Below are 24,088 nucleotides of genomic sequence, written 5' to 3' on the forward strand. Positions count from 1 at the left end.
TACAGGGCCTGACGCAGCTCCCCTATTTCCGGTAGACTCCCGCCCTTGAGGGCGCGCGAGTCGTTCATTACCATCCAGCAGGGGAAAATTTGGCGCACCCGTAGGGAGTCGAACCCCAAACCTTCTGATCCGTAGTCAGATGCTCTATCCAATTGAGCTACGGGTGCGCGAAAGAGGGTCAGAAGAAGCAAGGATTCATCCGGAAGCGCAAGCGAGAATTTGAAAACGCCGCGGGGATTTTTCGGCCGCCTTACGCCGGTGATTCGCGCCAGTCGATCAACCCGAGTTGGAGCAGCTTGCGGTGATTGAAATGATTCCACTTCAACTCGACCGCCAGATCGAGCGGAACACCCAACGGCGGACAACGATGCGCCATCTTCCACGCCACGCCATGCAGCCGCCGGCCGCGTCCGTCCTCAAAGTGAAACCGAAAATGCTGCTCCTTGAACACTTCGCACGGCGACCGCAGCACGACTCCACGCACCGCGAACACCGGCTCGGGATTGCCCTGACCGAAGGGATGCAGCGTATCCAGTTCGTCCATCAGCCGCTCGGTGATCTGCTCGGGTGTCAGCCACACCGCGATCTCGAGGCGCGCCTCGGCAATATCACCGCCCGCATGCGCCCGCACCGCCTCGGCAAAGCGCGCGCGAAAGGTTTCAATGTGCAGCTTGGGCAGCGCCACGCCCACCGCCATGGGATGTCCGCCCCAGCTCGAGAGATGTTCGCAGCACGTGCCGAGGACGTCGACGAGGTTGATGCCATCGACGCTGCGGCCCGATCCCTTGGCCATGTCGCCTTCATTGCCGAGCACCACGCACGGCCGGTTGTATTTGCGCGTCACGCGCCCCGCGACGATCCCCACCACGCCCGGGTGCCAGTTCTCCGCGAACAACACCACGCCCGCATGCGTCATGAACTGCGTCTCGATCGTGCGCTCCGCCTCCTCGGTGATCGCGCGCTCGATTTCCTGACGCTCGCGGTTGAACGCATCGAGCTGCCGTGCCGTGTCGGCGCAGAACGCCGCATCGTCGCTGAGCAACAACTCGACCGACAGCGCCGCGTCCGCGAGCCGGCCGCTGGCGTTGATCCGCGGTCCGAGGCGAAACGATATATCCGTGGGCGTGATACCCTGCGACGGCTTGACGCCCGCCACTTCCATCAACGCCTGGATGCCGGGCCGCTGCGTCTCCTGCAAAATCCGCAAGCCGTGCCGCGCCAGGATGCGGTTTTCCCCGCGCAGCGGCACAAGGTCCGCCACGGTGCCGAGCGCCACGAGATCGAGGTGATCACGCAACTTGATCCGGAACGCGACGGGGTGATTGTCCGCGCGCAATTGCTTGAGCAGGCCGTGACACAACTTGAACACCAGCCCGACCGTGCACAGATGCCGCCATGCGCCGTCGCTGCTGAGATCACAGGCATCGACGTGGGGATTGATCAGCAGACACTGGTCGAGCGCCTGCTCCTTGGAACGGTGATGATCGATCACCATCACATCGATGCCCTGGCCACGCAGGTAGGCCGCCTCGGCATGCGAATTCGTTCCGCAGTCGAGCGCGATGAACAGATTCGGCTTTCCGCCTTCGAGCGCGCGATCGATCGCACTGCGCGAGAGGCCGTAGCCGTCTTCCGAGCGCCGCGGCACGACGAAGCGCGGGTTGAGGCCGAAGCGGCGCAGGATCATCACGAGCAGCGCGGTGCTGCTCACGCCGTCGACATCGTAGTCGCCCAGCACGACGACCTGTTCGCGCTGTGCGATCGCCTGGCGCAGCCGCGTGGCGGCCGCCTCCAGGTTGCGCAGCAGAAAGGGATCGTTCAGCCCGGCCAGGGCCGGCTGCATGAACGCAGCGGCCGTGTCGCCATCGGCAAGCCCGGCCCGCAGGAGCAATTCAGCCAGGACGCGACTGACCCCGGCGCGTTTGCTCAGCGCCTCAACCTCAACGGCCGGGAACGGCGTGTGGGTCCAGCGCATGGCGTGGAGGGGCAGGTTGGCGGTGCCTGCAGCGGCCGCTGCGGAGGAACGAATCCTCCACAGCAACGCGTCGACCGGCACCGATCCCTACCGGGTTATTCCGACGCCTTGCTGGTCCCCTGCCACTCGTATTTCGGCGCGACGTCGTGATGCGCCTCGACGTGCTTGCGATCGCCCTTGTGCCACCAGAAGAACACCGGCGTCGCGATGAAGAGCGACGAGAATGTGCCGGTGAGCACACCGATGAGCAGCGTGAAGGCGATGTCGTTGACGTCCCCACTGGTCGTAAGAATCAGCGTCACCGCGGTCAGCAGCGTGGTGCCGCCCGTGATGATCGTGCGCGAGAGCGTCAGGTTGAGCGCGCGGTTGATGATGTCCTTCAGTGTGCCAGTCGGGTTCAGCTTCAGCTCTTCGCGGATGCGGTCGAACACGACGATGGTGTCATTGATCGAGTAACCGGCAATGAGCAGGATGGAAGCAACCATGGAGGCGTTGAACTGGCGGTCGAAGAGCACGAAGAGGCCGACGGTCAGGATCAAATCGTGCACGGTCGCAACCACGGCGCCGACGCCGTAGCCCATCTCGAAGCGGAAGGCCACGTAGATGAGAATCGCGACAAGTGCGGCCAGGACCGACTTGAGCGCGTTCCACTGGATCTCCTCGCCAACCGAGGCGCCAATGCGCGTCGCACCAGCAATGTCGAACTTGGCCTCAGGCAGGGCCTGCTGGATTTTTTGAACGCTGTCCCGGCCGAGGTCGAACGGCGTCGTGATTTTCAGGATCTCGCGCTCCATCCCCAGCGGCTGTTGGTAGGAGAAGTTGATCTCCTTGATTCCGGCCTTGGTGGCGGCGTTGCGCAGTTCGGAAATCTCCAGCTTCTTGGCGAAATTGAGCGTGACCATGTCGCCGCCGGCGAAATCGATGCCGTAGATTTCCTTGCCCTTGTAAACCACCGCGCCGATGCCGACGAGCAGGATGACCACGGTGCCAATCACCGCGGCCTTGGTGTACTTCAGGAAATCGATCGAGGTGTTCTGCAACACCGAGAACATCTTCAGCGACTTGATCGTGCCCGGGTGAATCAGGAACTCGAGGATCAGCTTACTGACGACCACCGCGGCGAACATCGTGGTGAAGATACCGATCGCGAGCGTGACGCCGAAGCCCTTCACGGGACCGGTGCCGAGCCAGATCATGATCAACGCGACGAGCAGCGTCGTGACGTTCGAGTCGAGAATCGCGGACCACGCCTTGTCGAAGCCGGCCTCGAGCGCGCTGCTCAGCGACTTGCCGAGCTTCAACTCCTCGCGCATGCGCTCGAAGATCAGGATGTTCGAGTCGACGGACATCGCGAGCGTCAGCACGATGCCGGCGATGCCGGGCATCGTGAGCGTCGCGCCGATGCTGGCCATGACGCCGAGCGTGATGAGGACGTTGACCGCCATGCCGATCGCGGCGACGCCGCCGCCGATGGTGTAGAACACGAGCATGAAGCCGATCGTGAGCACGGTGCTGATGATGAACGCGTTTTTCGCGCTGACGATCGCGTCGGCGGCGAGCGTCGGTCCGACCTCGTACTGCTCTTTCACGTCGAGCGCGATATCGAGCGGGTTGTTGAGCACGTTGGCCAGGTTGATGGCCTCGCGGTCGGAAAAGCTGCCGGTGATCTGCGCGGAGTCGCTGTTGATTTCTTCGCGGACGGTCGGAGCGGAGTAGAGTTTGCCGTCGAGCACGATAGCGAGACGACCGAGCCGGCCCGAGCGGCCGCCCTCGGCGATGACGCGGGTGACTTCAGCGAAGCGGGCCTTGCCGGGCTTGGTGAACTCGAGGATGACCTCGGGTTTGCCGTACATGTCGGGGCGTGCATGCGAATTCGAAATCATCTCGCCGGTCATTTCCGGGATGCGTTTCACAAACACTTCCTCGGAGCCCGACTCGCCCTTGCGGCCTTCGTAGTCGAGCGTCTTGATTTCGTAGCCGGCCGGCGTTTCCACGCCCGGACCGGGGGAAAGGAACGGATGCACGATCCGGAAATCGAGGCGGGCCGGAGCCTTCACCTGATCGACCACGTCCGGATTGTCCTTGGTGCTGATGCCGGGAAGCTGGATTTCGATGCGATTATCGCCGATCGGGCGGATGATGGGCTCGGCGACGCCAAAGCCGTTGATGCGCGTGCCGATGATCTCGATGGCCTTTTGCAGCTTCTCCTTGCGCTGGTAGGCGTCGACGACCTTGCCGGGTTCATCCTTGGCCTCGAGCGTGAACGCCACGCCGCCCTTGAGGTCGAGACCGAGCTGGAGGTGCCCCTTGGACCGCCGCAGGATCTCGGTGAGGAGAATGTCATTCCGCTTCTCGACGTTCCTCAGTGAATCCTCGAGCCGGATGGCCGGGAAATACTGCGACAGATCGAGCTTCCGCTCCTTGCCAATTTGCTTCAGCGCCACGAATTCGCTCGCGGCCTGGAGACCTTTCACCCGCGCCGTGGCTTCATCGAGCAGCTTGGCGAAGTCCGCCGGTTTCGCCGTGGCATGCGTGCGGGCGTAGGAGACGAACGGCTCGTCCTTGATGGGCACAAGCTGCGTGACCGACCACGCCAGAATGGCGAGGCAAAGCACGAGCTTCCAGAGGTTGCGTTTAAGCATGGGTCTATTGGGTTGAAAGGGGTCGACGGGAGCGCGGGCATCCCGCCCGCTCGATCAATCGCTGCGGGCGGCGTGCCCGCGCTCCCAAAAAATCACTTCTTTTCCACGGCGCCGGTCTTCTTCACGACGGTGGTCACAAAGCTCTTGCCGATCTCGAGCTTGGTCGTGTCGGACACGCGCACAATGAACCGGTCTTCCTTCACGTTGGTGATCACACCATAGATGCCGCCGGTCGTCATGATCTCGTCACCCGACTCGAGCGACTTCAGCATCGCCTCGTGCGCCTTCTGCTTCTTTCGCTGCGGCGCAATCATCAGAAAATACATCGCCGCGAAAAGCAGCACCATCGGCATGATCTGCATCCAGGCGGCCGGTCCTTGCGGGGCGCCGGGAGCGGGGGCTTGCGCCAGAAATTCGAGGCCGGAAAACAACGAGGACATTTTCGTCATTGCGTGTTGGTTGATTTGAAAAAAGAAAACATGCATCTAACTGATTCGCCTCTGGCAAAAGCAAGCTATAACCCTGCCGAAGTTGAGAGTGGGACTTGAGAGCCCGGCAACGTGCAAGCTCGCTTGCGTCGCAGCTCCATCAGCCTCCACTCTCGACCCTCAGCTCGCAACCGGGCCACGATCCCTCAACACCCACCTTATTGAAGACAAAATCCTCCTCCGCCTGGTCAGCCGCCAAGTCCGAAGAACAGTACGGATTCAAGCGCTGGGGCTCGGGTCACATCTCGGTGGACAACGAAGGTTTCGTGAACGTCCAGCCCCTGGTTGACGGCCGCGGGATTCGCGTGCTGGACGTCGTCCAGGAGGCGCTCGGCATGGGCCTGAAGGCGCCGATGGTGATCCGTTTCCAGGACCTGCTGCGCCACCGCGTCGTGCAGCTCAACGAGATGTTCCGCAAGGCCATCAAGGACGAGGGCTACAAGGGCGAGTACCGCGGCGTGTTTCCCATCAAGGTCAACCAGCTGCGCGAGGTCGTCGACGAGATCGTCGCGGCGGGCAAGGAATTCAACTACGGCCTCGAGGCCGGCTCGAAGCCCGAGCTGATGATCGCCCTCGCGATGCATGAGGGCTCGCAGCGCCTGATCATCTGCAACGGGTACAAGGATCACGACTACATCCGGCTGGCGATGCTCGGCCGCAAGCTCGGCAAGAAGATCATCATCGTGGTCGAACAGCTCGCCGAGCTCGACGACATCATCCGCATTTCCGAGGAGACCGGCGTGAAACCGATGATCGGCTTCCGCGCCAAGCTGCAGACCCGCGGCGAGGGCAAATGGGCGACGTCGACCGGCGACAACGCGAAGTTCGGCCTGAACACCGCCGAGATCCTGTTCGCGATCGAGAAGCTCCGCGCCGCCAAGCTCACGCAGTCGCTGCGGCTGGTGCACTTCCACATCGGCTCGCAGGTGCCGAACATTCTCACGATCAAGAACGCCGTCGTGGAGGCGACGCGATTCTACTGCCAGCTCGCCAAGATGGGTTTCCCGATGGGTTACCTCGACGTCGGCGGCGGCCTCGGCATCGACTACGACGGGTCGCGCACGAACTTCGAGTCGTCGATGAACTACTCGATGGAGGAATACGCCCGCGACGTCGTGTTCAACATCCGCGAGATCTGCACCGCCTCGGGCATCCCGGTCCCCGACATCGTCAGCGAATCCGGCCGCGCGATCGTCGCGCCCCACTCCCTGCTGGTCGTCGAGGTTTTCGAGCGCATCAACAAGCGCGAGTCGCTCGGCCACCAGCACCAGCCGAAGGAGAAGCACAAGGTCGTCACCGATCTCGAGGTGATGCTGAAGAACAAGGGTAAGCTCGGCCGGCTCGAGCGGTTTCACGACGCCGTACAGAAAAAGGAGGAGGCGTTCTCGCTCTTCAACCTCGGTTACCTCGATCTCGAAAACCGCGCCGCCGCCGAATCGCTCTTCTGGCAGATCTGCGAGCAGATCGCCAAGGAAGGCCGCAAGACCGGCTACCAGCCCGAGGAGCTCCACGAGCTGGATACGCTGCTCGCCGACCAGTACGTCTGCAATTTCTCGGTGTTCCAGTCGCTGCTCGATCATTGGGCGCTGAAACAGTTGTTCCCCGTCGCGCCGCTGCACCGGTTGCTCGAGAAGCCGACGGTCAACGCGATCCTCGTCGACATCACGTGCGACTCGGACGGCAAGATTTCGTCGTTCATCGATCTGCAGGACGTGAAGGACTACGTCACCCTGCACCCGCTGAACAACAAGCCGTACTATCTCGGCATCTTTCTCACCGGCGCCTACCAGGACATCATGGGCGACCTGCACAATCTGTTCGGCCGCGTGAACGAAGTGCACGTGTTCCTCGAGGACGACGAGCCGAACGGCTTCTATATTGAAGAGGCGCTGAGCGGCAGCCGGATCGCCGACGTGATCGAGGGCGTGCAGTACCAGCAGGAGGATCTGTGCCGCAAGATGAAGGCGCAGATCGACGCCGCCACGAAGAAGGATCAGGTCAAGCCGCGCGAGGGCGTGCGCCTGCTCGAGCTCTACGAGAGCCAGATGCTTAATAAGACCTACCTGAACATCGAGCCGAAGAACGGGCGGAAGAAGAAACGCTAGTCGGGGAAGGAGTTGAGAGTTTAGGGTTGAGAGCTGAGAGACCGATCCGGGCAGATGTCTGACTCCGTTCCATCCTGTTTTACAGGGTCCCGGTGGGTCGCGGTTTCTCTCAACTCTCAGCCCTAAACTCTCAACTGAGAACGCGGCGCGTCCGCGAAAATTCACGATCTTCGGCTTTGCTTTTCCCCGCCCATGTGTTCACTTGAACACTATGAGCGAGCCCCTCACCGATCGTCAGCAACAGGTCCTCGATTTCATCAACGCGCATCACCGCCAGCACGGCGTATCACCGTCGCTGCGCGAGATTCAGGCGCATTTCGGACTCGCGAGTCCGTTCGGCATCAAGCGTCACGTCGACGCTCTCACGGAGAAAGGCGCGCTGCGCCGGCTCGATGGCAAGGCGCGCGGACTCCTCCCCTCCTCGCATCCGCGCCGCGGCGCACTGGCCGAGATTCCCCTCTACGGCACGATTCCCGCCGGCTTCGGCGTCGAAACCCAGGTGACGGAACCGGACAGCTACATTTCCGTCGACACCGTTTCCCTCGGCGTGCGGCCCACGACCAAGCTCTTCGCGTTGCGGGTCCGCGGTGACTCGATGATCAACGCCAGCATCCTTGATGGCGACACGGTCTTCCTCACGCCGCGCGAGCCGCGGCAACAGGACATCGTTGCCGCCCTGATCGACGGCGAATCGACCTTGAAACGCTACTTGGTGCAACGCGGTCACGCCTTCCTGCGCGCCGAGAACCCGCGCTACCCCGATCTCCTCCCCGCGCAGGAACTGATCATCCAGGGCGTGATGATCGGATTGCTGCGCACGCAAACGAACTAACCGCACGGCCTGCGCCGCGCCTTTTCCCTCCTCCGCTCCGAGCCCTTTCTTTCCCCATGAAATTCATCTTTTCCTTCAAGCCTCGTTCGCACCGCCGCTCCACCCTGCGCGATTTGCATGCCTTCGGTCTCGTTCGCGTGTTTCGTCAGCACTCCTTTTTCCGCCTGTGGGAACCGCTGCGCGAGCAACGCAGCCGTGAGGAGCCGTTTCTGGGTTAAGCGTGCCGCCGCCCGCACACCTCTCACCGCTCCGTCGTCTGATTCCGGCTCCGTCCGCCGTGTGATCCCACCGCGTCTTTCAGCGTCCTTCGTTCATGTCCGCCCCGCCCGACCGGCTTGCGGCGCTCCGGCATCTGCTCGCCGAGCGCTTTCCCACCGTGCCCCGCACGACGGGCCGCCTGCTGGCCACGGGCGTCGCCGCGCTCGATGAGGCCACCGGCGGATTGCCGCTCGGCGCCGTCGCCGAAGTCGTCTGTGCCGCGCCGAGCTGCGGCAGTCAGCTGTTGTTGGGGCGTCTGCTCGAGGCCACGCGCACGAGCCGCGCGCGGGTCGCGTTAATCGACAGCACCGATTCGTTCGATCCCGGTTCGTTCGACCCGGATCTGCTCGCGCATCTCGTGTGGGTGCGCTGCGCCGGCACGCGTGCCGCGCTCAACGCCGCCGATCTGCTCGCACGCGACGCCAACCTCGGCCTCGTGGTGCTCGATCTCCGTCAGGCTGCCGAGTCCGAGCTGCGGCGCGTGCCCGCCTCGCACTGGTACCGGCTGCAACGCGCTGTCGAACCCACGGACCTCTCGCTCCTCGTCGCCACGCCCCGCGCCTGCGTGCCGTGCGCGCAGGTGCGTTTTGTCCTGTCGGTTTCCCATCCCGCCACCGCGCTTGATCGGGAGCGCGCCACGCTGGCCGGCGCTCTCGCGCCCGCCTTGGAACGCCAGCGCCGTCACCTCGCCGCGGGTTAGAGGCGATGAGCATCGAACGTGACTACAAATTCAAAGATGAGCCGGAAACCATGACACCAGCGGAAACACCGACCGTGAAGGCAGCGGCCGGAAAAACGGGCAGGACCTTCCTGGCTTCATGGCTTCCGGCTTGGTCGGGGCTCGCCGGCCTGGAGCGAAGCTCCGCTGGCTGATTGCCGGGCACCCTGCCCTGCCTGCCCTGCGGCCGCCGGGTCGCGGCGCCCTGCTCTCCTGCGCTTCCGCTTCCCCCGCCGTTCCCTGTCTCTCCTCGTCTCTCCTCGTGTTTGCCGTCCTGTACATTGCCGACTTCGCGCTGCACGCCGTGCTGCGGACCGAACCCGGATCCGCCGCGCAGGCGGCCGCGCTCTTTGCCCAGAGCCGGCAGAAATCGATCGTGCTCGAGGCAAATGCCGCGGCGCGTCGGGCCGGGATCGAGCCCGGCATGACCGCGCCGCAGGCCGTCGCCCGTTGTCCGACGCTGCTGATTCGCACGCCCCAGCCCGCCGTGCAGGCCGAGGCGCGCGCCGCCCTGCTGGCCGTGGGCTTCACGCTCTCGCCCGCGATTGAGGACACCGCGCCGGGCGTGTGCACCGCCGATCTCAAGGGCGGCAGCACGTCGCCCGAAACCCTCGCCGCCGCCGCCCTGGCGCGCCTCGATCACCTCGGGCTGCCCGCCACCGCCGGCATCGCCCGCACGCCGCTGCTGGCGCTCTACGCGGCGAAGGTCGGGAGCGGCGTACCGCCGGAACCACCGACCGCCACCGACGACGTCAGCCGGTGGACCAAGCCGTCACTGCCCGCCGCGGATGATTTTTTCCAGCTGGTCGCGGAGCACCCGCCCGAGGCGTCGGCTCACCGGCCGGATCGGCTCGCGGAGGCGCCGGCACCGTACCACGCCCACCACGGACGCGTGCGGACCGTGATCGATGAAAAAAGCTTTCTCGCCCCGCTCCCGCTCGCCAGCGCGGAGCCGCCGCCCGAACTCGCGCCGGTGTTTTTCGCGTGGGGCGTGCACACGCTCGGCGAACTCACGGCACTGCCCCGTGATGACATCGTCCGCCGCTTCGGCGCCGCGGGCCTCGCGTTGTGGCAGCGCGCCACTGGCGGCGGGACGCGTCCGCTGCACCTCGTCGTGCCCGCCACCGGATTCAGCGTCGCGCTGGAGCTCGAGTCAGCGGTCGAAACCCTCGAGCCGCTGCTGTTCCTGATTCGCCGGCTGCTGGATCGGCTCACACTGGAGTTGCGGGCCGGACAGCATGTCGCCGCGGCGATCGATTTCACGATCCGGCTCGAGAGTGACGCGCGTCATACCCGCAATTTCCGGCTGCCCGAGCCGACGGCCGATGCGGAGATTCTGTTTCGCACGCTGCACACGCACCTCGAGTCGTTGCGCACCGACGCCGCCATTGTCGCGCTCGAACTCAACCTCGTGCCGACGCGGCCGCTGGTGCGGCAGCACGGGATCTTCGACACGGGTCTGCGCGATCCGCATGGCTTTGCTGAAACGCTCGCGCGCGTCGCCGCGCTGGTGCACGCCGAGCGCGTCGGCACGCCGCAACGCGAGGACACGCACCGGCCGGATGCCGTGAAACTCGTGACGCCCGCCCCGGTCGTGCCGCCGCCGGCTGAGGCCCCGGTGCATGCGCCCCACGGGCTGCCGTTGCGACGGTTTCGGCCGCCGCTGCCGGCGACGCTGGAATTCGCCGCGCCCGCGCGCCAGCCGGTGTACGTGCACACGGATCGCTTTCACGGCGCGATCACGGATCTGCGGGGACCGTGGCGCAGCAGCGGCGACTGGTGGCAGGGCGATCGCGCGTGGCAGCGGATTGAATACGACATCGCGATCGCCGGCGGTGGACTCTACCGCCTGCTGCGCGTCGACGAAGCGTGGTTCATCGAGGGGGAGTATGACTGAGACGTTGAGAGCTGAGAGTTGAGGGTTGAGAGCCAAAACCGCTACGGCCCACCCCGAACGTCTTCATCTCTCGACTCTCAGCCAACGATTCAGCTGCCCGCGAATCACGCCAACAAACCGAATGAAAACGAAGAGAGAGCGTCCCTCACCCAACAGTGAACGCGATTAAAGGCGGGTGGACTTAACTTTCCCTTCTGAAATTCGCTTCCGTTCGGGTGATTCGCGGGAGGCCTTCTGCATGGTTCCGGCTCAGCCCTAAACCCTCAACTCACCTGACTCGGCCCAAGAGAACGAAAAACGTGTCCGCCTATCTCGAGCTCCACGCCCGCAGCGCCTTCAGCTTCCTGCGCGGCGCCTCGTCGCCGGAGGATCTGATCCTGGCTGCGGCCGCCGCCGGCCTGCCCGCCGTCGGTCTGCTCGATCGCGACGGCGTGTGCGGCGCGCCGCGCTTCTTCGGCGCCGCCCGCGACCACGGTCTGCGCGCGCGGGTCGGTGCCGAGGTCACGATGGAGGACGGCAGCGTCGTGCCGCTGCTCGCTGCCACCCGCACCGGCTACCAGAATCTCTGCCAGCTCATCACCGAGGCCAAACTCACCGCCCGGCCGCCGACGTGCCCGCTGCCGGCCGGGCCGGACGTCCACGCACCCGATCCGCGCGATCGCAAGCGGCCGTGTTTCGCCACGTGGGAGGAACTCGCGCGTTACAGCACAGGCCTCATCGCGCTCACCGGCGATGAGGACGGACCCGTGCGTCAAGCTTGGCGCACGGTCGGGCCCCAAGCGGCGTCGAGCGCACTGGAGCGACTCACCACGGTGTTCGGTCCCGATCGACTCTACGTCGAGCTGCAACGGCACCGGATTCGCGGCGAAGACCGCGAGGTCACCTTCCTCCGCGATCTCGCCGCGGCGCACGCGGTGCCCGTGCTGGCCACAGGCGGCGTGAACTACGCCACAGCGGCGCGGCGCGCGACGGCCGATGTGTTCACCTGCCTGCGACTCCACACGACGCTCGATGCCGCGGGCCGCCGACTGGCGGTCAACGCCGAGCGCCACGTCAAGTCCGCCGCCGACATGGCGCAGTTGTTTGCCGATCTGCCCGAGGCGCTGGCCAACACCGTGCGGCTCGACGCGCGGCTCGAGTTCACGCTGCACGATCTCGGGTATCGGTTTCCTGACTACACGACGCCGCAGGGCCAGCCGATGCCGGCGTTCCTGCGCGAGGTCACGTACGCCGGCGCCCTGCGCCGTTACGGCACGCTCCACGCCCGCGTCACCGCGCAGATCGACAAGGAGCTCGCGTTGATCACGCGGCTCGGATTCTGCGGCTATTTTCTGATCGTGTGGGATATCTGCACCTTCGCCCGCGACCGCGGCATCCTGGCGCAGGGCCGCGGCAGCGCCGCCAACAGCGTCGTGTGCTACGCGCTCGGCATCACCGCCGTCGATCCCATCAAGCATGAACTGCTCTTCGAACGTTTCCTCAGCGAAGGCCGCGTCGGGCGCGACGGTCATCCGTCGTGGCCCGACATCGATCTCGATCTGCCGAGCGGCGAGCTGCGCGAGAAAATAATCCAGCGCGTCTACGAAGCCTATGCGCCGCGCGGTGCCGCGATGACGGCCAACGTGATCACCTATCGCGGCCGCAGCGCGGTGCGCGAGATCGGCAAGGTCCTCGGCTTCGGCGACGACGCGCTCGATCGGTTCTCGGGCCTGTATGCCAACGGTGATTTCCCCGAGACGCTCGAGTTGCAGGATCAGCTCGCCATGGCCGGCATCGCCGCCCGGCACCCGCGCGCCGAGGCGATGGTCCGGCTCTATCACCAGATTCACGGCCTGCCGCGCCACCTCGGCCAGCACAGCGGCGGCATGGTGATCTGCCAGGGCCAGCTCGACCGCGTGGTGCCGCTCGAAAACGCCTCGATGCCCGGGCGCGTCGTCGTGCAATGGGACAAGGACGACTGCGAGGATCTCGGGATCGTGAAGGTGGACTTCCTCGGCCTCGGCATGATGGCGGCGCTGCAGGACACCTTCGCACTCTGCCGGGCGCGCGGCCATCCGATCGAACTCTACACCATTCCGCAGGATGACGCGGCCACGTACGCGGCCATGCAGCGGGCCGACACGGTCGGCGTGTTTCAGATCGAAAGCCGCGCGCAGATGGCGTCGCTGCCCCGCATGCGGCCCGCGTGCTTTTACGACGTCGCCATGCAGGTCGCGATCGTCCGCCCCGGACCGATCGTCGGCAATCTCGCGCACCCGCTCATCCGCCGGCGCAACGGACTCGAGGCGCCCGACTACATCGATCCGAGCGTGGACGCCATCGTCCAGCCGATCCTGCGGCGCACGATGGGCGTGATCCTGTTTCAGGAGCAGATGCTGGAACTCGCGATGAGGCTCGCGGATTTCACCGGCGGCGAAGCGGAAGAACTGCGTCGCGCCATGGGTTTCACCAAGGGCCACGACCGGCTGCAGCGGGCGCTCGCGAAACTCTGCGCCGCGCTGCGCCTGAAGGGACACAACGAAGCCGTGGTGAAGAGAGTCAGCGAGTCCGCGCTCTCGTTTGCCGCGTATGGATTCCCCGAATCGCATGCGCTCAGTTTCGCACTGCTGGCCTATGCGAGCACCTGGCTGAAGGTGCACCGGCCCGCCGAGTTCACGGCGAGTCTGCTCAATCATCAGCCGATGGGGTTTTACTCGCCCGCCACACTCCTGCAGGACGGACGCCGTCATGGGCTCAAAGCGAAGCCGGTCTGCGTCGCAGCGTCGGACTGGACTTGTACGGTCGAAGACGACGCCACGATCCGGATCGGTCTGCTTTACGTGAAAGGTCTGCGCGAAACGGCGGCACGGGCGATGTTGGAGGTGCGACGCACCCAGCCGTTCACGTCGCTGGATGATTTTTTGCGCCGCACGGATTTCACGCCGGCGGAGCGGCGCGCGCTCGCCGCCGTCGGCGCGCTCAACGCCTTCGCGCCGCACCGGCGCGCCGCGCTCTGGCAGGTCGAGGCCGCGTGGTCGGAGGAAGAAAGTCTGTTCCGCGAATTTGCGGACGAGAGGGCTGACGTCACGTTCGGGGCCGCGGATGCAGGCGGGACGCCCGCGCTCCCGGGATCTCCGCTCGCGCCGATGACGCTCACCGAGCGGCTGCGCGCGGATTTCACCGGGCTCGACCTCACGACCGGGGTGCATCCGATGGCTTTGATTCGATCCACGCTGCCCGACGTCTGGCGCGCCGCCGATCTGTGCGTCGGGCAGGATGGCGAACGCGTGACTGTCGCCGGCTCCGTCATCTGCCGGCAGCGCCCGGGCACGGCCAAGGGTTTCATGTTCATCAGCCTCGAGGACGAAACCGGCATCGCCAACGTCATCGTGGTGCCGCAGCTCTTCGAGGCCTTACGGCTGCTCATCACCCAGGAACCTGCGCTCCGGATCAGCGGAAAGCTCCAAAACCAGCACGGTGTGATCCACGTGAAGGCGGAGAAGATCGAGGCGTTGACCGCGGCCGCGCTGCCGGCACAGGCCTCGCACGATTTTCACTGACGCGACCCGCGGCTAACTCCCCGATCGCGCCCACGGCCTCCCCGCGAGCGTCATTGCCGATTGACGGAGGAAGTTGGGGAGAAAAGCCCGCCTGGTCGATCAGAAACTGTGGAACCGAACCCGGATCCGGCAACACGATGACGCTGTGACTTTCCAGATCGGCTTGCTGCTGGCGCTCATTGTCGTGGCGCTGGTGTTCTTCTCGTTCGAATGGCTTTCGAGCGACGTCGTCGCGTTGGGCCTGCTGCTCACGATCATCGTGACCGGACTCCTCCCGGTGAAGGACGCGTTTGCCGGGTTCGGCAGCGACACCGTCATGATGGTGCTCGGACTGCTCATCATGACGGCGGGCTTGGCGAAAACCGGCGTGGTCGATCTCGTGGGCCGCAGCATCATCCGCTATGCCGGCACCCGCACGCTGCCACTGCTGGCAGTGGTGATGGTATCGGTCGCGGCCCTGAGTGCGTTCATCAGCAACACCGCTGCGGCCGCGTTCTTCCTGCCGGTCGTCCTCGGCATCGCGGCCAAATCCAAGACCTCGCCGTCGCGGCTGCTGATGCCGGTGGCGTTCGCTTCGATTCTCACGAGTTCGGTCACGCTCATCAGCACCTCGACGAATCTCGTGATCAGCGGCCTCATGACCAACGTCGGGCTGCCACCGATGGGCATGTTTGAAATGGCGCCCGTCGGACTGCCGATCGCGGCGGCCGGATTGATCTACATGTTCTTCATTGGCCGCCGGCTCATCCCGGAGCGCGCCCCGGGCGAAGGCCTTCTGGAGGACTTCGGCGTACGTTCCTACATCACCGAAGTGCTGGTGCTGCCGAATTCGCCGCTCGTGGGAAAAACCCTGGCCGAGGCCAATCTCGGCCGCGATCTCGATCTCGCCGTGGTGCGCGTACTGCGCGAACCGAACCAGTACCTCTGGCCGCAAAGTTCGCTCGCGCTGCGCGCCGGCGACGTCCTGCTGGTGGAAGGCGCCCGCGAAAACGTGCTGCAGGTCAAGGACACCGCCGGCATCGAGATCCGGCCCGACGTCGTGCTCTCCGATCCCGATCTGAGTGTGGAGGACACCACGCTCGTCGAGGCGCTCGTGGTGCCCGGCTCACGCCTGGTGGATCACACGCTGCGGGGCGTCGGCTTCAGCGAACGCTACCGGCTGCAGGTGCTCGGGCTGAATCGTCATGGCCGCAACATCCTGGAAAAACTCGGCCGCACGGTACTGCGGGTCGGCGACGTGTTGCTGGTGCAGGGACGGACGCGCGACATCGCCCGCCTGGCCGAGGAGGGACTCGTGAGTGTGTTGCAGGCCGTCGACGAAACCCGGATCCACCGGCCGCGCGCGTGGCGGGCCATGGCCATCTTCACCGTGGCGCTGACCATGGCTGCGACCGGCCTCGTGGCCCTGCCGGTGGCGGTGATGCTGGGAGCGTTCACGATGTTCGTCACGAACTGCGTGAAGCCCGCCACCGCCTACCGCGAACTCGAGTGGCGGGTCGTGATCCTCATCGCGTGCATGCTCGCGCTGGGCCAGGCGATGGTGACCACCGGCGCGGCCCAGTATCTCGCGGAGCACGTCGCAACGGCGACCAGCGGACTCTCGCCCACGTGGCTGCTGTGCGGCTTCTTCCTGCTCACCGTGCTGCTCACGCAACCGATGTCGAACCAGGCCGCCGCCGCGGTGATCCTGCCGATCGCGATCCAGACTGCGACCCATCTGGGATTGAATCCCCGCACGTTCGTCATGGGCATCGCCGTCGCGGCAAGTTGCTCCTACCTCACGCCACTCGAGCCCGCGTGCCTCATGGTGTACGGCCCGGGACGCTACCGCTTCGTCGACTTTGTGCGCGTCGGCGCCCCGCTCACCGTGGTGATCTTCGTCATCGCGATGATCCTGGTGCCGAAGTACTGGCCGTTTGCCGCGGTCCCTTGAACGCGACGGCACCCCCGGGCGCCGACTCATCGTTCACGCCGGTCAGGCGCAGCTTGCCATCGCACTCACCGCACGATTCGAAACCACGGCATCGGGCGGCAGCGTGGCCAGCGCCTCTTCCAGTGTCGTGATGCCCGACTTGACCTTGAGCAGGCTGTCCTGGTGCAGTGTCTTCATCCCGTTCCGAATCGCGATGCGCTTCAGATCGGCGACGTTGGCCCCCTGGTTGATGCCCTCGGTCAGCTCCTCGTTGTTGACCATGAGCTCATGGATGCCAACGCGCCCCTTGTATCCAAGACCTGCGCACGCCGGACAGCCGTTGGGGTTGGCTTTGAAGATCGGCCCCGACCAGCCGATGGCCCGGCGCAGAATCTCCTCCTCGCGTCCCTTCGGTTCATGCACGCGGCGGCAGGTGCGGCAGACGCGGCGCATCAGCCGTTGCGCGCACACGCAGACCAGGGATGCGGAAATGTTAAACGGCTCGACGCCCATCTCGGTCAGCCGCGTGACGCTCGAGGGCGCGTCGTTGGTGTGCAGCGTCGAGACCAGCAGGTGCCCGGTGAGCGCTGCCTCGACGGCAATCTGCGCGGTTTCCTGATCGCGGATTTCACCAACGAGAATGATGTCGGGATCCATGCGCAGGTAGGCCCGGAGCGCCCGGGCAAAGGTCAGCCCGATCTGCCGGTTCATCTGCGTTTGATTGAGACCCGGCAGGGTATACTCGATCGGATCCTCCGCAGTCTGGATGTTCGTGTCCCGCGTGTTCACCTCGCCGAGCGCCGAGTAGAGCGTCATCGACTTGCCCGAGCCCGTCGGCCCGCAGTGCAGGATCATCCCGTACGGCTGGTGAATGCAGTCGCGGTAGCGGGCGAGATTCTCGTCGGAGAAACCCAGCGCGCCGAGCGGCAGCGCACTCTTGGATTTGTCGAGGAGCCGGATCACGACCTTCTCCCCATGGGTCACCGGCCCGACCGCCACGCGCAAATCCACGTCGATGTTCTTCTTCGTGTACTTCTTGAAAATGATGCGTCCGTCCTGCGGCAACCGGGTCTCGGAAATGTCCAGGTTGCACATGATCTTGAGGCGCGCGACCATCGCCCCGGCGGCGGCCTTCGGCAGCCGCAGCTTGTCCTGGCACAGACCGTCGATGCGGTACCGGACGAGCAGATCCTTTTCCGACGGCTCGATGTGGATGTCCGACGCTCCGCTGATGTAGGCATCCTCGATCACGCGGTTGGTCAGCTGGATGATCGGCGCGGAATCCTCCCGCTCGAGATCGGCTGCGCTGATGTCGGGGTTCCGATCCATCCCGTACACGGAAGTGATAGCCTCGGCCACGGCGCCGATGTTGATATCCTGGGCGTCGAGGCTCGCGCCGCCGCTCCCGTCCTTGAAATGGTTTTTCAGCAGCGTCTCAAAGAGCGTGGCCGACACCACCCGCACCTCCTCGATTTCCAGTTCGGTCACGCGCGTGAACATTTCCCGCCGTGAATAATCCAGCGGATTGGTCATTAACGCCGCGATGGCATTGTTCGCGAGCCGCTTGAAGGGGAACACGCCATCCCGCCGGATGACGGCCTCGCCCACGCTCTCCACCAGCGTCTCATCGATCTCGAGTTCGGCGGCCGCACCCACCAGGGGCAGTTCGGTGAAACGCGCCACAAACCGCGCAGCGTCCTCGGCGGGCGGCTGGAAGCGCGGGTCCGCCATGCGGTGGATCAGCGTCGAGGCGTACTCCGCAATCTCCTGCAACACTGCGAGGTCCTCGACCGTGAACTCCCCGCCGGAGCCGGCGTGCGGATCCTTGTTCATAACCTGCAACGCGCCGAGAATGCTGGTGCTCTTGAGCGGCACGGTGAGCGCCGAGTGCACCGTCAATCCGCCCATTTCCTGCAACGACGGAGCTTCCGTCCCGCCTGGAGCGTGACGCTCGAACTCAGGCTCACCGCCTTCAATCACGCGGCCCAACACGCCCGCAGTGCGCGGCAGCCGCCGCGCCTGCAGCTCTTCCACCGAGCTGCGAAACCACTGCTCTTTTGCAGGATCGTCCGCCCAAAGTGCGGGCGAAAAATAGACGCGATGGAGCGCGAGCTGATCGCCTTCCGTCAGATAGAACCGAATGGACTGCGCGTGCAGCGCCTCCATCACCTTCAGCGCCGTCAGTTCCAGCACGGAGGCGAAATCACTCCGCGAGGGGGCCTGACGGGAGATGACTTTGATGAGAAGGGCGCGCCGCAGGCGGCTCAGCGTGGTGGAAGTCATCATGGCGCAGCGAACCCATCGAGCACATAGGGTGCCAACCCTAGTTCCATTCGGGACTCGCACCCCAGATACGTTATTGAGGAGGAGCTTGCACTTACGGCCCCAGCAGCGCGCGGACGGTCAGCTCGGGAATCTGTAAACAGTGCCGACAGGAGTCGTCCGAATTCTTGACGCCGGGCCTTTCCGCACACCGTGCGACGATCCCCGATCAATCCGTCGCATTTGCTGGGCTTTGCGGCGGATGAACCGTATCCTTCCTTCAGTTCCACAACGACCAACGTGTTTCCGAATAGCAAAGTCGTGGCGCACGCGGTTCGCGCGAAGGAAATCCTGGCAATCCTCGCGCGGCACGGCTTTGCCGAATTGCTGAGCCAGATCGAGCTGCCCGCAGGTTTCTGGTCCCGATTACTGCCTGCGCCCGGGCCGGAACGCAGTCTCGCCGAACGGATCCGATTCGCGGCGGAGGAGTTGGGACCGACGTTTGTGAAGCTGGGCCAGATGCTCTCCATGCGCCCGGACGTCGTCCCGCATGAGATCATCCTGGAACTTCGCCAGCTCCAGAACAACGTGCAGCCGCTGCCGTTTTCCGAAATGCGGCCGGTGCTCGCCACGTCGCTGGCCCGCGACCTGGACAGCGTCTTTGCGGAATTTGACGAAGCGACGGTCGCAGCCGCGTCGCTCGCTCAGGTCTATTCGGCCCGGTTGCTCGACGGCACCGCCGTGGCCGTGAAGATCCAGAAACCGGATCTGCTGAGCCGGATTGAAATCGATTTTGATCTCGCGGACTGGCTGGCCGGCTTGCTGCGGCCCCGCGTGGCGGCGCTGCAGACCATCGACCTCCCGGGAATTCTCGCCGAGGCGCGCACGGGCGTGCTGCACGAACTCGATTTTCGCCACGAGGCGCGCAACCAGGAGTATTTCAACTCCCTGAATCCCCATCCGGATCAGGTCTACGCCCCGCGCGTCTTCCCTGAATTTTCCGGCGAACGCGTCCTGGTGATGGAGTGGATCGATGGCATCTCCGTGAGCGAAGCGGCGGCGCTGCCGGAAGCCACCCGGCAGCGGCTCGCGGGCCAGGGTGCCGCGTCGATCATCCGGCAGGTCTTCATCGCCGGATTTTTTCACGCCGACCCGCACACCGGCAATCTGCTGGTCACGGCCGACGGCCGGCTGTGCTTCATCGACTGGGGTCTTGCCGGTCATCTGACCCGCCGGCTGCGTTACGCCCTGGCCGATTTCTGGATCGCCGCCGTCGAGCAGGACGTCGAGCGCGTCGTCCAGATCGCCGCGGATCTCGCGCCGGTGGACGCGCGCCCCGATCTGCGCGGTATGGAGAAAGCCATTACGCTGGTGCTGCGGGAGGAGTTGAACTTCTCGATCGGCCGCCAGGCGCTCGGCCGCGCCATGCTCCGGCTCCTGTTCATTTTCGGCCAGCACGGGATTTCCCTCTCACGCGACTACGCGCTGATGGCCAAGGCAGTCCTCTCCATCGAGGAGGCGGGCCGCATGCTCGACCCCGTCTTTGACCTGCGACGGCACACGACGTCGGTGCTGCGCGAACTGCAGCGGGAGCGCGTGAACCCGCGCGTTTTCCTGCGCCGCTCCGGCAATCTCCTCTGGCACAGCCTGAGCAGCCTGCAGGATTTGCCCTTCGAGTTCCGCCGCCTGCTCCGCCGGCTCGAGCACGACAACCTGTCCATCAATCTGCAGCACCGCGGACTCGAGGACCATGACGACGCGGTGAAGATCGCCGCCAACCGCATCACGCTCGGCGTCATCATCGGCGCGTTGATCATCGGGTCGTCCCTGATCGTGACCACGGGCATCCAGCCGCATCTGTTCGGCTATCCCGCTCTCGGCATCGTCGGCTATCTGCTCTCCGCCATCCTCGGGCTCTACGTCATCTGGGACATCATCCGGCACGGCCGGCACAAGTAGGGCGCCTGCGGCGGCGGAGCGCAGGCGGTGTCAGCTTTTCCACTACAACCGGATCAGATCCCACCGGAGGCAACGAAGGCGGGCGGCCCCGCGAGGCACGCCCGGCGCAGGCGGGCGATCCGCCGTGCGACCACGGGCTGGAGTGCGTGCCACAGGGACGGTGGGAGTTTACCGCGGGCCACCCACGTCGTCACGCGCGCCAGCAGGAGCTCGTCGTCGTGCAGTTCACCGAGCTGCCGCTGGCGCTGCTTCAACGTGGCCATTCCAAGCCCATGCCGGCGTCCCAACACCGCCGGCAGGGCCTCGACCGCATAGCGATAGCGCTTCAACGCCACCCGCGCGCGGTGGAAGGCGGCGGTGTCCGCGGCCTCGCGCGGCCAGCGTTCCACCATGCGCTCCCAATCGCGCAGCAACACGCGGCGCAGTCCCTGATCCAAACGTCGGTCAATCCCCGCGCGGCCCACGCGCGCACCGAGGGCCGCGACCGCGGCTTGCAGCGAGCCGCGCAACCGCAAACGCTTCAAGGCGGCGACGGCGGCCCTGCGCTGACGTCGTTCGCGCCGGGCAAGCAGGCGGTCCAGCTCGCCCGCGGCTTCGAGGTCCGGGACCAACGCGCCGGCCAGGGCCCGCTGCACGGTCGCGTCACGGAAACGTCCCAGCGCTTCAAGTACGTCGGCCAGGGCCCGCCGCGCTGCCCGGCGGGGTGCGGCCGGCAAGACCGCCGAAGCCAGTTGCAGGTACGCCTGCAGGCGCCGCGACGCCACGCGCAAGGCATGGACATGACGCCGTCCGCGCTGGTGCCGGCAGGCTTTCAGCAAGCGTTCGCCGTCGCCGGCGGCGGCGGCCACGAGAGCGGTGAAGCGGGCGAATCGACCCGCAGCTCCCGGCGCGGGCGGTGGGCGCAAGCGATTTGATTTCATGGTGTGGGTTTCCGCAGGCGCGCGACCGCGGTCGCGTTCTTCGGTGCGCAGTCTAGTCCCAAACGCACTGCGCCGCCTCGCCATTCTTGTCATTTGGTCGGCATGCCTTGTGACACGCTGCGACACCGCATCGGCGCGCGGCGGACTCAAGTCCACCGGGATTGCTCGCCGCAAATAACGCGGGGCGAATCGCAAACCGTGCGGAGCGGGGCGAGAGCTTCGGGACTAGGTTTCGCGCAATCCAAGGCCACCCCATGAAAACCATCCTTGCCCCGATTGACTTCTCCCCGGTAAGCGATCGCGTCGTCGCCGAAGCCGCGTGCCTCGCCCGCGCGCTCGACGGCCGGGTGGTGCTGCTCAATGTCACCGCACCGGTGATCATCGCCGCCGACTATACGGCCTTCATCGAAAGCATCGCGGAAATCACCGATCTCACGGCGAAGGCCGCCGCCAAGGAACTCGCGAAGATCGAAGACCGGTTGGAGAATGAATTCACGCACGCCGAATCCATCCAGCTCACCGGTGCCGCGGTGCCCGCCATCATTGATCAGGCGACCAAGCTCGAGGCGGACTACATCGTCATCGGGTCGCACGGTCACACCGCCTTCTTCGACCTGCTCGTCGGCAGCACGGCCAGCGGCGTTTTGAAACGCGCGCCCTGCCCGGTCGTGGTCGTGCCGGCACCGCGGAAGACTCCCGCCAAGCCGGCGAAAAAGAAAAAGAAGCGGTAGCGTCCGCCCCAGCGGACATTCGCCGTCACCGTGAAATCATTGGTCACGGCGACCGTGAGGGTGGGATCGCCACGAGGGAAATCCGCACGTTCAGCGGCCCCGGTGCGGCGTCCGATCGCACGCGAACGGCGCCATATATCAAAACCGTTACCGTGCCGCGCTTCAGTTCATGGAGCCGCCGTGTATCCGTTTCGCCATCAGCTCGCCGTTCGCGCTGCCACCGCCGGGGAAACCCGCGCTACAGCCTCCGGCACACGACCCATTTTCTCCACGCCACTGCACCCGCCCATGCCCTCCGCTCATTCGCGCCACCGGTTCCTTCAGTCCTTCGCGTTACTCGCCACCGTCGCCTGCGCCAGCGCCCAGCCGAGCTCCACGCTCACCGACCTCGGGGTGCGGCCCGGCTTCACGTCGGCAGTCGCCAGCGCTGTGAACGATCTCTGACAGATCGTCGGCACCGGCCTGCTCAATGGCAAGGTCCGCGCCTATCCAGCTCACGCCGCGCTGATCCTGCGGCGTCCCTCACGCCCTCCCTTTCCCTTAGGAAAATCAAAAACAACGTCCCATGAAAAACAATACGAACTCCCGTGCCTCCTTCCTCAAGACCACGCTGGCGCTGCTGCTGGCGGTCTCATTCGTCGGCTCCATGCCGACGATGGTAAACGCCAAGGGTGGCGCGGGCGGCGGCGGCAGCGTCAAAGTGGTTGAATCCCGCGTCACCGGCTATGTGACCGCGATCGACTACGTGAACTCCAAGATTCAGATTGGCGCCTCGTACTACGGCTCCGGCCTGTTGAACGTCACGTCGAGCACCGACATCTCGCTCGACAACTCGGCCTGCGATTTCTCCGCCATCACGCTCGGCACCTGGGTCGAGGCGCGTTACGACTACGCGACGAAGAACGCCACGAAGCTGTCCTGCACGAGCGTGCCGACGAGCTGATTCGCGGTTCATTGCTCCAGCCGGCGCGGGTGAATCCGCCCCCGGCGCACCTTTGCCAAAGAGGCATGGCCCCCCATGCCTCTTTTGTGTGTCCGCCCTTCGCCGGTTGCAGACTGCACCTCAGGGTGGCGGAAACAGAGCGGTCGGGCCGATGGCAGAATCCCGCGTTTCACGTTCGACGGACACCTCATTTCGTCCCTCCCTTTCGTTCACGCTCCATGCGTATTTTGATCATCGAGGACGAACCCGAGCTCGCGCGCCACATCCGCGCCGCGCTGATTCGCCACGGCCACCCGTCGGAGGTGGAGGCCAACGGCGCGGTCGCGCTGCAGCTTGCACTGAAGGATCAGCCCGACCTCATTCTGCTGGATATCAATCTGCCCGCGATGGACGGCTTCGAAGTCCTCACGCGGCTCCGCCAGGCCAAGTGTCCGGCGATGGTGCTGATGCTCACTGCGCGCGGTGAAGTCTACGATCGCATCAAGGGACTCAAGGCCGGGGCCGACGACTACCTCGCCAAGCCCTTTGCGATCGAGGAACTCATCGCGCGGGTCGAAGCCCTCGGTCGCCGCGGCGGTGCGCCGCTCTCCGGCACCAATCTCCAGATTGCCGACCTCCACATGAACGTGCCGCAGCGGCACGTCACGCGCAGCGGCCAGGCGATCGCGCTGTCCCCGCGCGAATTCGATCTCCTGCAGGTGCTCATGCAGGAGCCCGGCCGGATTTTCGCCCGCACGGAACTGCGGGATCGCGTCTGGCAGGGCGAGCAGGACTACGATGTTCGCATCATCGACATGTTCATCACGCGGCTGCGCAAAAAAATCGACGCTGGTTTCGACCCCGCGCTGATCCACACTCTCCGCAACGTCGGTTACACCCTCCGTCTCCCGGCCTGACCGCCCCGCCC

Annotated in this window: 17 protein-coding genes and 1 tRNA gene; 12 read left to right on the forward strand and 6 right to left on the reverse strand. The window is 65.3% G+C overall.

The genetic code is table 11. The features are described 5' to 3' along the window. Nucleotides 1-90: 90 nt before the first annotated feature. The 4 genes from ACLJEU_RS18030 to yajC form a co-directional block, all read right to left on the reverse strand. Nucleotides 91-167, reverse strand: a tRNA-Arg gene (locus ACLJEU_RS18030). Nucleotides 168-250: 83 nt separating this feature from the next. Beyond that, nucleotides 251-1,975, reverse strand: a complete 1,725-nt coding sequence (recJ, locus tag ACLJEU_RS18035) for a single-stranded-DNA-specific exonuclease RecJ (protein WP_414660120.1) — start codon at nucleotides 1,973-1,975, stop codon at nucleotides 251-253. Nucleotides 1,976-2,070: 95 nt separating this feature from the next. Continuing rightward, on the reverse strand, nucleotides 2,071-4,617 hold the full coding sequence (secD, locus tag ACLJEU_RS18040; RefSeq protein ID WP_414660119.1) for a protein translocase subunit SecD: 2,547 nt from the start codon (nucleotides 4,615-4,617) through the stop codon (nucleotides 2,071-2,073). A gap of 92 nt (nucleotides 4,618-4,709) precedes the next feature. After that, entirely contained in the window at nucleotides 4,710-5,066 is a 357-nt protein-coding gene (gene yajC, locus ACLJEU_RS18045; RefSeq protein ID WP_457795272.1) for a preprotein translocase subunit YajC, read from the reverse strand. Between the two features lie 200 nt (nucleotides 5,067-5,266). On the opposite strand from yajC, the gene speA reads away from it, so the two are divergent. The 7 genes from speA (at nucleotide 5,267) to ACLJEU_RS18080 (ending at nucleotide 16,387) form a co-directional block, all read left to right on the forward strand. After that, entirely contained in the window at nucleotides 5,267-7,210 is a 1,944-nt protein-coding gene (speA, locus tag ACLJEU_RS18050; protein ID WP_414660117.1) for a biosynthetic arginine decarboxylase, read from the forward strand. 211 nt (nucleotides 7,211-7,421) lie between these two features. After that, on the forward strand, nucleotides 7,422-8,042 hold the full coding sequence (lexA, locus tag ACLJEU_RS18055) for a transcriptional repressor LexA (protein WP_414660116.1): 621 nt from the start codon (nucleotides 7,422-7,424) through the stop codon (nucleotides 8,040-8,042). Between the two features lie 56 nt (nucleotides 8,043-8,098). Continuing rightward, nucleotides 8,099-8,260 carry a hypothetical protein gene (locus ACLJEU_RS18060; protein WP_414660115.1) on the forward strand — a complete coding sequence of 54 codons (162 nt, stop codon included), beginning with the start codon at nucleotides 8,099-8,101 and terminating at the stop codon, nucleotides 8,258-8,260. A 95-nt stretch (nucleotides 8,261-8,355) separates the two neighbouring features. Continuing rightward, the gene (locus ACLJEU_RS18065) at nucleotides 8,356-9,000 is read left to right on the forward strand and encodes a hypothetical protein (RefSeq protein WP_414660114.1); all 645 of its coding nucleotides are present in this window, start codon (nucleotides 8,356-8,358) and stop codon (nucleotides 8,998-9,000) included. 280 nt (nucleotides 9,001-9,280) lie between these two features. Beyond that, nucleotides 9,281-10,915, forward strand: coding sequence for a DNA polymerase Y family protein (locus ACLJEU_RS18070; RefSeq protein WP_414660113.1), 1,635 nt, complete (start codon nucleotides 9,281-9,283; stop codon nucleotides 10,913-10,915). A 299-nt stretch (nucleotides 10,916-11,214) separates the two neighbouring features. Continuing rightward, nucleotides 11,215-14,454 (forward strand): DNA polymerase III subunit alpha, encoded by a 3,240-nt coding sequence (locus ACLJEU_RS18075; protein ID WP_414660112.1) that lies wholly within the window; start codon nucleotides 11,215-11,217, stop codon nucleotides 14,452-14,454. 145 nt (nucleotides 14,455-14,599) lie between these two features. Further along, on the forward strand, nucleotides 14,600-16,387 hold the full coding sequence (locus ACLJEU_RS18080; protein ID WP_414660111.1) for an SLC13 family permease: 1,788 nt from the start codon (nucleotides 14,600-14,602) through the stop codon (nucleotides 16,385-16,387). A 42-nt stretch (nucleotides 16,388-16,429) separates the two neighbouring features. On the opposite strand, the gene ACLJEU_RS18085 is transcribed toward ACLJEU_RS18080, so the two are convergent. After that, nucleotides 16,430-18,652, reverse strand: a complete 2,223-nt coding sequence (locus ACLJEU_RS18085; RefSeq protein WP_414660110.1) for a GspE/PulE family protein — start codon at nucleotides 18,650-18,652, stop codon at nucleotides 16,430-16,432. A 189-nt stretch (nucleotides 18,653-18,841) separates the two neighbouring features. On the opposite strand from ACLJEU_RS18085, the gene ACLJEU_RS18090 reads away from it, so the two are divergent. After that, entirely contained in the window at nucleotides 18,842-20,587 is a 1,746-nt protein-coding gene (locus ACLJEU_RS18090) for an ABC1 kinase family protein (RefSeq protein ID WP_414660109.1), read from the forward strand. 53 nt (nucleotides 20,588-20,640) lie between these two features. On the opposite strand, the gene ACLJEU_RS18095 is transcribed toward ACLJEU_RS18090, so the two are convergent. Continuing rightward, a complete protein-coding gene (locus ACLJEU_RS18095; protein ID WP_414660108.1) occupies nucleotides 20,641-21,507 on the reverse strand; it encodes a CHAD domain-containing protein in 867 nt (288 codons plus the stop codon). A 254-nt stretch (nucleotides 21,508-21,761) separates the two neighbouring features. On the opposite strand from ACLJEU_RS18095, the gene ACLJEU_RS18100 reads away from it, so the two are divergent. The 4 genes from ACLJEU_RS18100 (at nucleotide 21,762) to ACLJEU_RS18115 (ending at nucleotide 24,077) form a co-directional block, all read left to right on the forward strand. Further along, nucleotides 21,762-22,238 carry a universal stress protein gene (locus tag ACLJEU_RS18100; protein WP_414660107.1) on the forward strand — a complete coding sequence of 159 codons (477 nt, stop codon included), beginning with the start codon at nucleotides 21,762-21,764 and terminating at the stop codon, nucleotides 22,236-22,238. Between the two features lie 288 nt (nucleotides 22,239-22,526). Continuing rightward, a complete protein-coding gene (locus ACLJEU_RS18105) occupies nucleotides 22,527-22,682 on the forward strand; it encodes a hypothetical protein (protein WP_414660106.1) in 156 nt (51 codons plus the stop codon). Between the two features lie 121 nt (nucleotides 22,683-22,803). Continuing rightward, entirely contained in the window at nucleotides 22,804-23,181 is a 378-nt protein-coding gene (locus tag ACLJEU_RS18110) for a hypothetical protein (protein ID WP_414660105.1), read from the forward strand. Between the two features lie 218 nt (nucleotides 23,182-23,399). Further along, a complete protein-coding gene (locus tag ACLJEU_RS18115; RefSeq protein WP_414660104.1) occupies nucleotides 23,400-24,077 on the forward strand; it encodes a response regulator transcription factor in 678 nt (225 codons plus the stop codon). The last annotated feature ends 11 nt before the right edge of the window (nucleotides 24,078-24,088 follow it).

This window comes from Terrisphaera buseokensis, assembly GCF_047521145.2.
In the GTDB taxonomy this organism is placed as follows: Bacteria; Verrucomicrobiota; Verrucomicrobiia; order Opitutales; family Opitutaceae; genus ER46.

What these genes read in the sequence shown, in the direction of transcription:
- recJ (WP_414660120.1), bottom strand. Translation starts at nt 1,975, where the DNA reads ATGCGCTGGACCCACACGCCGTTCCCGGCCGTTGAGGTTGAGGCGCTG.
- secD (WP_414660119.1), bottom strand. Translation starts at nt 4,617, where the DNA reads ATGCTTAAACGCAACCTCTGGAAGCTCGTGCTTTGCCTCGCCATTCTG.
- yajC (WP_457795272.1), bottom strand. Translation starts at nt 5,066, where the DNA reads ATGACGAAAATGTCCTCGTTGTTTTCCGGCCTCGAATTTCTGGCGCAA.
- lexA (WP_414660116.1), top strand. Translation starts at nt 7,422, where the DNA reads ATGAGCGAGCCCCTCACCGATCGTCAGCAACAGGTCCTCGATTTCATC.
- ACLJEU_RS18060 (WP_414660115.1), top strand. Translation starts at nt 8,099, where the DNA reads ATGAAATTCATCTTTTCCTTCAAGCCTCGTTCGCACCGCCGCTCCACC.
- ACLJEU_RS18065 (WP_414660114.1), top strand. Translation starts at nt 8,356, where the DNA reads ATGTCCGCCCCGCCCGACCGGCTTGCGGCGCTCCGGCATCTGCTCGCC.
- ACLJEU_RS18085 (WP_414660110.1), bottom strand. Translation starts at nt 18,652, where the DNA reads ATGATGACTTCCACCACGCTGAGCCGCCTGCGGCGCGCCCTTCTCATC.
- ACLJEU_RS18095 (WP_414660108.1), bottom strand. Translation starts at nt 21,507, where the DNA reads ATGAAATCAAATCGCTTGCGCCCACCGCCCGCGCCGGGAGCTGCGGGT.
- ACLJEU_RS18100 (WP_414660107.1), top strand. Translation starts at nt 21,762, where the DNA reads ATGAAAACCATCCTTGCCCCGATTGACTTCTCCCCGGTAAGCGATCGC.
- ACLJEU_RS18105 (WP_414660106.1), top strand. Translation starts at nt 22,527, where the DNA reads ATGCCCTCCGCTCATTCGCGCCACCGGTTCCTTCAGTCCTTCGCGTTA.
- ACLJEU_RS18110 (WP_414660105.1), top strand. Translation starts at nt 22,804, where the DNA reads ATGAAAAACAATACGAACTCCCGTGCCTCCTTCCTCAAGACCACGCTG.
- ACLJEU_RS18115 (WP_414660104.1), top strand. Translation starts at nt 23,400, where the DNA reads ATGCGTATTTTGATCATCGAGGACGAACCCGAGCTCGCGCGCCACATC.